The following is a 12,915-nucleotide window of genomic DNA, read 5'->3' as shown; positions in this document are numbered from 1 at the left end:
CAAAAAAGAAGTTTTCTTAGACTTTATGTTAACAAGTGCTGCTAAATACTATTTTATGAATTGATTACATCTGAAATGTGTTTTTCTACTTCTTCAACTATGTCTGTAATATTTATATTGGTTTTGTTAGAAGACTTTTCTTATACAATGATCATTGTTTCTATGCTGGTATCACTTGGCTTATGGCTTGGTGCTCGGGACAGTTTCGAAGTGTCGGTTATTAAAGACAGAAATGTGCTCTATCGGACGTTATATTCTGGCGAAACTGAGAATTCATTTACTTTGAAGTTGCTTAATAAAACGAATAAAATTTCACACTTTCATATATCGACAGATTTAGGCGACGGGTTTAAAATTATTGGCACAACTGAAGTATCACTAAAATCCCAAGAACATAAAGAAGTAACAATAACGATAAGATCTCCTAAAAATTACGATAATATTTTTAGAAAATTTCATTTTAATATAAGCGGTGATACTAATGTTATAAACTACAACTCTGTTGTAACCCTCCCTTAAAATCAGAATCGCTTTAATAGAGTTTTCCGTTTATTGTTAAATAAGCGGAGAACAACAAGATGAAAAACAAACGATTTAGTGAAGCCCAAATTTTTGCCATTTTAAAAGAAGGTGAATCAGGTGCAATGACCGTGCCTGAGCTTTGCCGAAAATACAATGTAGGGCAAAGTACCTATTACAAGTGGAAATCCAAATACGGCGGGATGGAGGCATCCGATTTAGCCAAGTTAAAGGCACTTGAAGACGAGAACCGTAAGCTGAAGAAGTTGTTTGCCGATGTCAGTTTGCAAAACATGGCATTGAAAGACATTGTAGAAAAAAAGCTGTAAAGCCATCAGAACGAAAGCAGTTAGCCAAGTATGCCGTGATGGAGCTAGGTCTAGGTGTTGTGCTGGCATGTCAGGCCTTAAACATTAGCCGATGTACGTATTACTATCAGCCCAAATTAGTGGATGACTCGGACATCATTAATGAGCTAGTTCCACTCGCTGAAACACATACTGGCTATGGTTTTCGTAAATTATTTAAAAGACTTCGAAACCAAGGCTTCGGCTGGAACCACAAACGTGTCTATCGCGTGTACTGTGGTTTGAAGCTTAACCTTAAGCGCAAAGGCAAGAAACGTTTACCTAATCGAAACCCTGAGCCATTGGCCGTACCAACCAGTGCCAATGATTGTTGGTCGATGGATTTTATGCACGACAGTTTATATCAAGGCCGACCGTTTCGTACGTTTAACGTAATTGATGATTTCCAACGCGAAGTATTAGCCATTGAAATTGACCACAGTTTGCCGTCTGAGCGCATCATACGCGTGCTTGATCGCATTGCTGCCTATCGAGGTTATCCGAAAGCGATTCGTCAAGATAATGGTCCAGAATTTATCTCACAGGCGTTAGAGTTTTGGGCTGAAGAACATGGCATAAAGTTAGATTTCATTAAGCCAGGTAAACCAACACAAAATGCCTATATTGAACGATTTAATCGCACTTACCGAAACGAAGTGCTAGATTGTTATTTGTTTCAATCATTGACTGAAGTAAGAAATATCACTGAAACTTGGATTGATGATTATAATTATGAGCGACCACATGAATCGCTCAATGATTTACCACTCAAAGTATACGAGAAGTTAGTAATGGAAAACTCTATTAAAAACTGATCTAAGAATGGGAGGGTTACACTGTATTCCATAGAAAGACCTAATAACACTCTACTTTTGAATAGTTTTCTTTGCTATGCTAACAATTTTAAATTTAAGCAAATTGCGAATAGTCGCAGAATTGATAGGCTTTATATGTGTTTTTATATTTCACTCAAAGTGAAAACAGGTAATATGACATGAGAGATCCGATTCCTCATCTAACAAAAAGAAAAAAATTTATTCTCTTTACTAATTCTAAATGTGCGGGGACCGTACTCAAATCTTGGTTTATTTCTAGTTTAGAACCAGAAAAATATTTTACTAGTTTTTTCTCTTCAATAAAACTTTTAGGGTGGCGTTTTTCTATACGTTGGTATAAAAATTACAAAAAGTTTCATGGTAAAGATTTACCTAATGAAGATAACAAGATTTTAAGAAAATTCGTTCGATATCACGGCAAAAGAAACCGCGTAGAGATTGAATAAGCAATTCTTGATGATTCGTATTATAAAATCCTTGTAGTACGAGAGCCGTACTCTCGGTTAGTCAGTGCGTTTGTTGATAAATTCTGTACTGAAGAAATCAAACAAAAATGGGTTCAACATGTAATAAAATCGGTAAGACAAGAAGATGGCTGCGAGCAACCATCAATTACCTTTAGGCAGTTTGTTGATTATTTAAGTACCGTTGAAGTGAGTCAACTTAATCGACATTGGCGCCCACAAAGTCATACAGTACAAGGTATAGATTTAGATATTGTTATTGATTTGAAATATTTGGCACAAGGATTAAAATATTTAGAATCAAAATTTAATTTTGATTCCAGTATTGATAACACTCAACGCCGACAACATCATCAGTATGTAAATGTAGACGAGTCTACTGATTGGTCAGATACTAAAAATATCGACATCATGCAATATAAGAATAAAAATGGTTACTTTCCTGATAAAGAATTATTTTACGATGACGAGATAAGAAAAAAGGTTAAATTATTTTATGCTGAAGATTTCAAATTATGTGAAAAAGCTGCTCAAACTTTTAGCGTTTAACTTTTGAAACATTGCTATTAACAATCGCCAAATAAATCCATTATTGAGAAGCAAAATGACAGGTTTAAATAATAATTCTGAAATAACTAGCGTACTATTCGTCTGTATGGGCAATATATGTCGCTCACCGACAGCGGAAGCTGTTTTTCGTCATAAAGCTAATGAATTGGGACTGGAAATTAAAATAGACTCTGCCGGCACGTTGTCTGCGCATACTGGTGAAAGGCCAGATCGTCGCTCAGAAAAAGAAGGCGTTAAGCGTGGCTATTCCTTTGATGGTTTAAAGGCACGTAAAGTGTTAGTTGAAGATTTTGAGCGGTTCTCGCTTATATTAGCAATGGACGATGACAATGTTAGAAACTTACAAGCGATAGCACCGGATGAACATGCTCATAAAATAAAGCTATTTTTAGAATACTCGGAAAGCTTTGATGAAACACAAGTACCTGATCCATATTACGGTGGAAGCCGGGGTTTCGCATTGGTTCTAGACTTGATAGAAGATGCAAGCGAGGGATTAATAAAAAAATTGCGGTAACTTATTTCTCATTTTCCAGTTAATAAAACAATTAAAGGCACCATATGGTGCCTTTATAATTCGTTCTACTACGTTTAACTATGCTATTGCTTAGCAGTTTGCAGAATATCGAGTATTTGTTCACTCTGTTGTAGGTTCACACAAGCATCAGTAATACTTTGTCCATAAATTAAGTCGTTAACATCAACAACTTTCTGGTTTCCTTCAACCAAGAAACTTTCAATCATTACGCCAAATACATGAGTAGAACCGTCGTTGATTTGTTTGGCTAATTCTTCGGCAACAAGGATCTGTTTATTATGATTCTTCTCACTATTACCATGGCTACAATCAACCATTACGCTTGGGGTTATTTTCGCGTTATCTAACTGCTGACAGGTGCTGTCGATGTCTGATTTTGAGTAGTTTGGCAATTTGCCACCACGTAAAATCACATGCGCATACGGGTTACCTGAGGTTCGGTAGATACACATCTGTCCTGTTTTATCAGGTGAATATAAAACGTGAGGTACACGCGAAGCGTGAATCGCATCAATCGCAATCTTGATGTTACCATCGGTACCGTTTTTAAAACCAACAGGGCAAGATAGAGCGGAAGCTAACTCACGATGTACTTGTGATTCGGTAGTGCGAGCGCCAATTGCGCCCCAGCTAATAAGATCTGAAATGTATTGACCCGTAACCATATCCAAAAACTCAGTCGCTGCTGGCAAGCCCATTTCATTAATTTTAACCAGTAAATCACGGGCTAAATGCAGACCTTTTTCAACATTAAATGACTTATCAAGATCAGGGTCACTGATTAAGCCTTTCCAACCAACGGTTGTTCTTGGCTTTTCAAAATACACACGCATTACAATATAAAGTTCATCTTTATATCTTTCTTGTAAAACCTTAAGCTTTTGCGCGTAGTCAAGCGCTGCTTCAGTGTCATGTATTGAGCAAGGGCCGATCACAACGAGCATGCGTTTATCTTTACCACTAATTATATTTTCAATATCTTTACGAGATTGAATAATAAATTCTGCGGTTTCATCCGACAAAGGGATGTCACGTGCAAGTTGAGCAGGTGATATTAAATGCTCAATTAAGGATGTGCGAAACTCATCTGTTTTCAAGGTCATAGTGTTCTTTAACCGTTTTACGGTAACCGTGTTTATAATGGGGCTAACATAACGAAAAACGGTTCCTAGTGGAACCGTTTTGTTGTAATTATTAGCTATATATTAGTATTTATATCGTTGTAATCCCATTTCTCCTAGTATTTTTGCTGATATTTCTTCGACAGAAAACTTAGTGGTGTTGATAAAAGGTATCTTTTCTTTCTTATACAGCTTCTCAACTTCTCTTATTTCCATGCGACATTGACGCGCAGAAGAATACTTAGAATTTGCCATTCGACCGTCGCGTATTTCATGTAAACGGGTTGGGTCGATGGTTAAGCCAAACAGTTTCTTTTTATGTTTCTTTAAAAAGTTTGGAAGTTTTAATTCGTCCATATCGTCATCAGTAAACGGGTAATTCGCTGCCTTAATGCCGTATTGCAGAGCTAAGTATAATGAAGATGGAGTTTTACCTGAACGCGATACACCAACTAGGATAACATCTGCATGCTCGTAATCGGTAACCTTAGAGCCGTCATCATTGGCAAGGGCAAAGTTAACCGCATCAATACGATAGTCGTAGCTGTTTTCGTGAATCGAGTGCGTACGGTGAGCTTTTGGTTTGGCTTCAATACCGAGTTCTTGTTCTACCGGGTTTATAAAGTGCTCTAAAAAATTATAGATTGTGCCGTCACAACTATCGATGATTTCTTTGATTTCTGAATTTACAAAAGTGTGAAAGACAAATGGCTTTTCGCCTGTTCGCTTATGGGTAAGGTTAATTTGTTGTTTAACTTGTTGTGCTTTCTCAACCGTTTCAACAAATGGAATTGTAATGTGTTCAAATTCCATAGGAAATAACGATAATAACGCATGTCCAAAAACCTCAGAAGTAATGGCTGTACCATCGGAAATGTAAAAAGCTGCACGCATTTTGTAATCTCTTATAAAATAATTCTAAATGGGTTTTAGTTTGATATTACTCAGTGTAGAATATCGAGCAATCATATGGATGTCTAACCTTACATTCATTTATCACAATAAGTTTGTTCTTTTTAGGAGAATAGTGTGCAAGAAAATGTTCTTTGGTATCAAGATCTTGGGATGGGCGATGTAGACCGCGTTGGCGGTAAAAATGCATCACTTGGTGAAATGATTTCTAACCTAGCCAATGTTGGTGTTCAGGTTCCTGGAGGATTCGCTACAACGGCGTTTGCTTTTAATCACTTTCTAGAACAATCCGGCGTTAACGATAAAATTTATGCCGAACTTGATAAGTTAGATGTTGAAGATATTCACGCACTAACTGAATGCGGCGCAAAAATCCGTCAATGGATCATCGATACGCCATTCCTTCCTGAAATGCAAAAAGACATCGAAGACGCATACAACGCTCTTGCAGGAGAATTCGGTGAAGAAGCATCTTTTGCTGTACGTTCTTCTGCAACCGCTGAAGATATGCCTGATGCGTCTTTTGCTGGTCAACAAGAAACTTTCCTAAATGTACGTGGCTTAGACGCAGTAATGACTGCAATCAAACACGTATTTGCTTCGCTATTTAATGACCGAGCTATCTCTTACCGTGTTCATTCAGGTTATGAACACCACGGTGTTGCGCTGTCTGCTGGTATTCAACGCATGGTTCGTTCTGACATCGCATCTTCTGGTGTAATGTTTAGTATTGATACAGAATCAGGCTTTGAAGATGTAGTATTTATCACTTCAAGCTTTGGTTTGGGCGAAATGGTTGTTCAAGGTGCTGTAAACCCTGATGAGTTTTACGTTCATAAGCCAACATTAGCAGCAAACAAACCAAGTGTTGTACGTCGTAACATAGGTTCAAAAGCAATCAAGATGGTTTATGCAGCAAACCAAGAACACGGAAAACAAGTTGAAATTGTTGATGTTGAAGAAAGTGTATCGAATACATTCTCTATTAATGATAAAGAAATTCAAGAACTTGCTAAACAAGCTGTGATAATTGAAAAGCATTACGGTCGTCCGATGGACATCGAATGGGCCAAAGATGGTTTAGACGGTAAGTTATATATTGTTCAAGCTCGTCCAGAAACGGTTAAGAGTCGCGAAAGTGCCAATGTAATGGAACAATTCCAATTACAAGACAAGTCAAAAGTCATTTGTGAAGGTCGCTCTATCGGTCAGAAGATTGGTAAAGGTAAAGTACGAATCCTTGATTCAATCGATGAGATGGATAAAGTTCAAGTTGGTGATGTGTTAGTGACAGATATGACAGATCCTGATTGGGAGCCTATCATGAAGCGTGCATCGGCTATCGTAACCAACCGTGGGGGCCGTACTTGTCATGCTGCAATCATTGCTCGTGAAATGGGGATTCCAGCGGTTGTCGGTTGTGGTAATGCAACAGACTTAATTGCAGATGGTGTTGATGTAACGGTTTCTTGTGCAGAAGGTGATACCGGTTTTATTTATGAAGGTCAGCTGGATTACTCAGTAACGACATCAGAAATCGACAACATGCCTGATATTCCTATGAAAGTTATGATGAATGTTGGTAACCCAGACAGAGCTTTTTCTTTTGCTCGCTTACCACATTCTGGCATTGGGTTGGCCCGTGTTGAATTTGTCATTAACAAAATGATCGGTGTTCATCCAAAAGCACTGTTAAATTTTGAAAATGAATCTGCTGATTTACAAGAAGAAATTAAAGACATTATTGCGGGTTACGAATCTCCTCGTGAATTTTACGTAACTAAGCTTACTGAAGGCGTTTCTACATTAGCTGCAGCGTTTAACCCTGAAAAAGTTATCGTCCGTATGTCTGATTTCAAATCAAATGAATACGCTAACTTAGTAGGCGGTGATATCTACGAACCTGAAGAAGAGAACCCGATGATTGGTTATCGTGGTGCTTCTCGTTATATCTCTGAAGACTTCCGTGCATGTTTTGCGATGGAATGTGAAGCGATTAAACGTGTTCGTAACGACATGGGGCTAACCAACGTAGAAATTATGATCCCATTTGTCCGCACATTAGAGGAAGCTGAGCAGGTTATCGAAATCTTAGCTGAGAATGGCTTAGTTCGTGGCGAAAACGGACTAAGAATCATTATGATGTGTGAATTACCGTCAAATGCACTTTTAGCAGACCAGTTCTTAGATCACTTTGATGGTTTTTCAATCGGATCAAATGATTTAACTCAGTTAACACTTGGTTTAGACCGTGACTCAGGCTTAATCGCTCATTTATTTGATGAACGCAATCCTGCAATCAAGGCGTTATTATCAATGGCAATAAAAGCCTGTAAAGCACGAGGAAAATACGTTGGTATTTGTGGCCAAGGCCCATCTGATCATAAAGACTTTGCGGCTTGGTTAGTTGAACAAGGTATCGATTCTGTTTCATTAAACCCAGATTCAGTGCTTGATACTTGGTTATATCTTGCAGAGCAAAACAACAAGTAATTGCCTTGTATACTGTAGCTAGGTATTAAAATCTAGCTGCGAACAAGAGAAAGTTATTCTTAAACAAAGGATCTATTTTAAATAGATCCTTTTTTATTTGCCCCAGTTTAACCAAAGTCACAAGCTAAAGACTATGTTTCAACCTAAGGGTTAATAGCTACGGTTATTGACAAGTTATTGTTTTACAGTTGATTAATGATTAACTATCCCCATGTTTTATATAAAGATCAAAAATATAAAATGTAGGAGACACTATCTTTAAGCCTTTAAAATATTTATTCATTCCCATCTTCTTAGTATTGGCAGTTTGGTTTTCATTTGATGATGAAGCTTACGTATTCGAAGAAGTTGTCGGTCTTGTAGAGAATAGTGGCGCTGCGTTGCATCAGATGGGACACACAAGTTTTCTGTCAGTAAGGTTATCCGATCTAAAGGTACCTATTAAAATTGAGGTTCCTCGCGGCGCGAAAATCAAAATTGGTAGTAAACTTTTACTGTCGAAAGCAACATTAAAATCTTCAGATAAGTCAACATACACTTTTGTTCGCTATGTAGATCTATGAGTATTGAGTAATAAGTGTCAGTAGCAGGAAAGGTTAGAACACCGTTTGTTGTTTATTTTAAAAGGGTAAAGCGCAGATGAGCTCGAAATTTACTTATTCTAGTTTTTATCCCTTTATGCCAATAAAGCATTTGTTTTTGAAGCCTATTTTTTGCATCATAGGAGTATCTTAATTTTAAATTGTTAAACACTTCATACAAATGACCATGTTACCAGCGCTAGATTACAGCGACGTTGTATCGCCGACCTATAAAAAGTACCTAAAAGCACTACGAAAATCTGCTTATAAGGGCGAAGTTTCATGCCAATATAGCGCTCGTTTAGCGGTTGCTACAGACAACAGTGTATATCAACAAATTCCGCAAGCGGTTTTACATCCAAAGTCGGTTGAAGATATTAAGCTTATTACCAGCATTGCCAGCCAAAGTTTGTTTAATGAAATACAGTTCAGTGCTCGTGGTGGCGGTACTGGTACCAATGGTCAATCGTTAACGCCTGGTATCGTTATTGATTTATCAAAGTTCATGAGAGAAATCATTGAAGTTAATATCGAACAACAATGGGTTCGTGTTCAAGCCGGAGTTGTGAAAGATCAATTAAACGAATTTTTAAAGCCTCTTGGCTACTTTTTCTCACCAGATTTATCCACCAGTAATCGAGCGACAATTGGCGGCATGGTAAATACCGATGCCTCCGGACAAGGCTCTTTAGTTTACGGTAAAACATCGGATCATGTATTAGGGTTACGTTTTGTATTAGCAAACGGCGACGAGCTTAGTACGCAAAAACAACCTGTCGATAAAATACAGGCGCTCATTGAGCAACAAACTAATGAAAGTAAATTATATAAGACGGCTTTTCAAAGTTGTTTTGATAATCGCGATAAGATTCTGGCTAAATTCCCACGATTAAATCGTTTTTTAACCGGTTATGATTTAGAAAATGTCTTTAATGATGACCTTAGCGAGTTTGATTTAACCCGACTGATTACCGGGTCTGAAGGTTCGTTAGCGGTTGTTGCTGAAGCAAAATTAAATATCACGCCAATCCCGAAAGCCCGAGCGTTATTAGTAATTAAGTATGACAGCTTTGAATCGGCTTTGCGTCATTCACCAAAATTGGTTGAAGCAAATGCATTGTCAGTAGAAACAATAGATAGTCGAGTATTGAACTTAGCCAAGCAAGACGTCGTTTGGCATACGGTGAAAAATCTGATCACTGATGTTGAAAACAAAGTAATGGATGGCTTAAATATTGTCGAGTATGCCGGGGACAGTATCGAGCAAAACCAAGAAAAAATTGACCGATTATGTCAGCAGCTAGATAAAGATATCGGCGAGGAAGTAGGCGGTGTCATAGGCTATCAGCTAACCGATCAGTTAAGTGAAATTAACAAACTTTATGGTATGCGCAAAAAAGCAGTGGGCTTATTAGGAAAATCAGAATCAAAAGCTAAACCACTGGCTTTTGCTGAAGATACCGCTGTTCCACCTGAAAATTTGGCCGATTACATTTTAGAGTTCAGAGCATTGCTTGATCGCTATAAATTAGATTATGGCATGTTTGGTCACGTCGATGCCGGTGTTTTGCATGTTAGGCCAGCCTTAGATATGTGTGATCCTAAGCAGGAAGTGATCTTAAGAGAAATATCAGACCAAGTCGTTACTTTAACCGCTAAGTATGGCGGTTTAATGTGGGGTGAACACGGCAAAGGTTATCGCAGTGAATATGGACCGCAATTTTTTGGTGAAGAGCTGTTTAACGAATTACGAAAAATAAAATCAGCTTTTGATCCGAAAAACAAAATGAATCCAGGCAAGATTTGTACACCACTAGATTCTGTTGAAAAGTTAGTTAGTGTCGATGCGAAAAAACGGGGCGGATTTGATAGACAGATCCCGGTTACTGTACAAGACACTTTGCCCTCGGTAGTCAATTGTAATGGTAATGGCCTGTGTTTTAATTTTGATCCTAAATCACCTATGTGTCCATCGAGCAAGATAACAGGGGATAGAAGACATTCACCAAAAGGTCGAGCTGGTTTAATGAGAGAATGGTTGCGCTTGCTAAGTGAGAAGGGCGTTGACTTTGAATCACTTAAGCAACATAAACAAATCAGTGTTAAACAACTTGCTTTGAAAACCATAAATACGGTGAAAGTTAAACTCGGAAGTTATGATTATTCAGTTGAGGTTATGGAAGCAATGAACGGTTGTTTGGCTTGTAAAGCCTGCGCCAGTCAATGTCCTGTAAAAGTTGATGTGCCAGAATTTAAAGCTCAATTTAGTGACATTTATTATTCACGTTATCTCAGACCGCTAAAAGATCATATGGTTGCTAATGTAGAGCGTTTAACGCCGTTATTAGCAAGAACACCATCGTTAACCAATTTTGTGATTAATAACAAAGTCTTTGAAAAGTTCAGTAAATGGGTATTAGGTTATGTTGATACACCATTGCTTTCGTCGCCAAATTTGGCTCAGCGGCTAAAACAACAAACGCTAGAATCATTCGACTTAGAGAAACTATCAGCATTAACTGATGAACAGCGTAAAGACTACATCGTTGTAGTTCAAGACCCATTTACATCATTCTATGAAGCTGAGCTCGTTGAAGATCTTATCTCTTTGATCAGAAAGTTAGACAAGAAACCTTTGTTGTTGCCATTTACGCCTAACGGTAAACCTCAGCATGTTAAAGGATTTTTGGAAAAGTTTGCTAAAACGGCCAAAACGGCAAGTGATTTATTAAATCAGTTAGCTATGCTAAATGTACCAATGGTTGGTGTTGATGCGTCGTTAGTTCTTTGTTATCGAGATGAGTATAAGCAAGTTTTAGGTGAACAACGTGGTGACTTTAATGTGCAATTAGCCCATGAGTGGTTATTATCCGAAATTGCAAACCAAACTCCGACAGAGCCTAAGTATTTACCTGTCTATCAGTTATTCAGTCACTGTACTGAAAAAACTGCATTAGTAGAGTCTGAACAACAATGGCAGCAGATTTTTAAATTCTTTGGATTAAAACTTGAAGGTATCAGTGTAGGTTGTTGTGGTATGGCCGGAACCTATGGTCACGAGAAGCAAAATCAACAAAATTCACAAGGCTTATATGATTTGAGTTGGCGTAAAGCGGTGGATTCTGGCGATGGTGCTTATCAGCTTGCAACAGGGTTCTCCTGTCGTTCGCAAGTCAAACGTTTAGGTCAGAAAAACCTTAAACATCCAATACAGGCGTTAGTAAAGCATATTTAACTATAAGACTTATAAAAAAGCTCGTATTCTATTGTAGAAAACGAGCTTTTTTTAATATTTTTTTATCTAAGCATTTGAAGTAAAAAGATTAAAGCATGCACTTAAAATATAAGACTTAGATTGAAATAGCTTAACCGTGACCGTTAATAATAATCTCTCTCGCCATTTGGTCTGCAACAATACCTGTTGGTAAATTATCATCACCTGCTTTTTCAAACACTTTCATTAATGTGTCATAAATATTATGCACTAAGCGAGTCGCCTCATCTGCATTATAATCCTGAGGATAAATTTCAAGGGCAACATTGATGATACCACCAGCATTAATTACGTAATCTGGTGCATATAAAATGCCTTTATCGTGTAAAACTTGGTCGTGTTTTGCTTGCGCTAATTGATTATTTGCACAACCAGCGACAATAACTGCAGTTAATTGCTCGATTGTTTCATCGTTTATTGAAGCGCCTAGAGCACAAGGAGAAAACACATCGACATCTTGACCGTATATTTCATCTAAACCAACAACAGTCGCGTTAAGCTCAGCTTTTGCTTTGTTTAATGTGTCTTCATTGATATCAGTAACGATAAGCTCTGCGCCTGCGGCATGAAGTTGCTCACATAATGAATAACCAACGCTGCCAAGACCTTGCACTGCAACTTTAATACCCGTTAAGTCATCTTTACCAAGTTTAAATTTTACCGCAGCTTTTATGCCAAGAAATGTTCCTAGAGCGGTAAATGGACCGGGATTACCACTTCGACCTTCCAATCCAGAGACGAACTCAGTTTCTTGATTTACAATGCCCATGTCAGCGGTTGTAATGTTTACGTCTTCTGCTGTGTAATAACGACCACCAAGGTTGTTAACAGCGCGACCAAACGCTTTAAACAGAGCATCCGATTTTAATTCTTTTGGGTCACCAATAATTACTGCTTTACCGCCACCAAGATGTAAGCCAGCCATAGCATTTTTATAGGTCATACCTCGAGATAGTCGCAATACATCCTTTAATGCGTCTTGCTCGTTATCATAATTCCAAAATCGACAGCCGCCTGCTGCAGGGCCTAAATTTGTATTATGTACTGCAATGATTGCTTTTAATCCACTTTGCTCATCTGAGCAGTATACAACTTGTTCGTGGTGGTCGAAGTCGACTAATTCAAATAACGCCACAATTTTCTCCGATATATTCTTTCTTATTGGTAACTGTTCGGTGCCATATTCTAGACGCACGAAACATAGCACTTAAGTGCCAGCTGAGCTAGTGATTTTGACACATTTATCACTGAATATTTGTG

Annotated in this window: 11 protein-coding genes; 8 read left to right on the top strand and 3 right to left on the bottom strand. The window is 38.0% G+C overall.

Annotated elements, in window-relative coordinates:
• Positions 1–147: 147 nt before the first annotated feature.
• From LT090_RS08730 to LT090_RS08705, 5 genes are all read left to right on the top strand, one after another.
• Positions 148–519 carry a FixG Ig-like domain-containing protein gene (locus tag LT090_RS08730; RefSeq protein WP_068546308.1) on the top strand — a complete coding sequence of 124 codons (372 nt, stop codon included), beginning with the start codon at positions 148–150 and terminating at the stop codon, positions 517–519.
• A 59-nt stretch (positions 520–578) separates the two neighbouring features.
• A protein-coding gene (locus LT090_RS08720; protein ID WP_089153017.1) for an IS3 family transposase occupies positions 579–1,681 on the top strand; the annotation gives its coding sequence in 2 pieces (ribosomal slippage) (positions 579–843 and positions 843–1,681; 1,104 coding nt in all).
• 179 nt (positions 1,682–1,860) lie between these two features.
• Positions 1,861–2,148, top strand: a complete 288-nt coding sequence (locus LT090_RS08715) for a hypothetical protein (RefSeq protein ID WP_068546311.1) — start codon at positions 1,861–1,863, stop codon at positions 2,146–2,148.
• Between the two features lie 3 nt (positions 2,149–2,151).
• Complete coding sequence (locus LT090_RS16835) at positions 2,152–2,715, top strand: sulfotransferase family 2 domain-containing protein (RefSeq protein ID WP_082897152.1); 564 nt, start codon at positions 2,152–2,154, stop codon at positions 2,713–2,715.
• 55 nt (positions 2,716–2,770) lie between these two features.
• Entirely contained in the window at positions 2,771–3,253 is a 483-nt protein-coding gene (locus LT090_RS08705; RefSeq protein ID WP_068546313.1) for a low molecular weight protein-tyrosine-phosphatase, read from the top strand.
• 83 nt (positions 3,254–3,336) lie between these two features.
• On the opposite strand, the gene LT090_RS08700 is transcribed toward LT090_RS08705, so the two are convergent.
• Both LT090_RS08700 and ppsR read right to left on the bottom strand, forming a co-directional pair.
• On the bottom strand, positions 3,337–4,377 hold the full coding sequence (locus LT090_RS08700; protein ID WP_068546314.1) for a 3-deoxy-7-phosphoheptulonate synthase: 1,041 nt from the start codon (positions 4,375–4,377) through the stop codon (positions 3,337–3,339).
• A 102-nt stretch (positions 4,378–4,479) separates the two neighbouring features.
• Positions 4,480–5,289 (bottom strand): posphoenolpyruvate synthetase regulatory kinase/phosphorylase PpsR, encoded by an 810-nt coding sequence (gene ppsR, locus LT090_RS08695; RefSeq protein ID WP_068546315.1) that lies wholly within the window; start codon positions 5,287–5,289, stop codon positions 4,480–4,482.
• Between the two features lie 135 nt (positions 5,290–5,424).
• On the opposite strand from ppsR, the gene ppsA reads away from it, so the two are divergent.
• The 3 genes from ppsA (at position 5,425) to ydiJ (ending at position 11,616) form a co-directional block, all read left to right on the top strand.
• A complete protein-coding gene (gene ppsA / locus LT090_RS08690; protein WP_068546316.1) occupies positions 5,425–7,800 on the top strand; it encodes a phosphoenolpyruvate synthase in 2,376 nt (791 codons plus the stop codon).
• Positions 7,801–8,099: 299 nt separating this feature from the next.
• A complete protein-coding gene (locus LT090_RS08685) occupies positions 8,100–8,363 on the top strand; it encodes a hypothetical protein (protein WP_068546317.1) in 264 nt (87 codons plus the stop codon).
• A gap of 205 nt (positions 8,364–8,568) precedes the next feature.
• Complete coding sequence (gene ydiJ, locus LT090_RS08680; protein WP_068546318.1) at positions 8,569–11,616, top strand: D-2-hydroxyglutarate dehydrogenase YdiJ; 3,048 nt, start codon at positions 8,569–8,571, stop codon at positions 11,614–11,616.
• Positions 11,617–11,746: 130 nt separating this feature from the next.
• Here ydiJ and LT090_RS08675 read toward each other — a convergent pair whose 3' ends face one another.
• Entirely contained in the window at positions 11,747–12,790 is a 1,044-nt protein-coding gene (locus tag LT090_RS08675) for a Glu/Leu/Phe/Val family dehydrogenase (RefSeq protein ID WP_068546319.1), read from the bottom strand.
• Between the last annotated feature and the right edge of the window lie 125 nt (positions 12,791–12,915).

This window comes from Thalassotalea crassostreae, from assembly GCF_001831495.1.
In the GTDB taxonomy this organism is placed as follows: Bacteria; Pseudomonadota; Gammaproteobacteria; order Enterobacterales; family Alteromonadaceae; genus Thalassotalea_A; species Thalassotalea_A crassostreae.
Note: the sequence above shows the minus strand (reverse complement) of the source record. Positions and strands in the feature narration are given on the sequence as shown.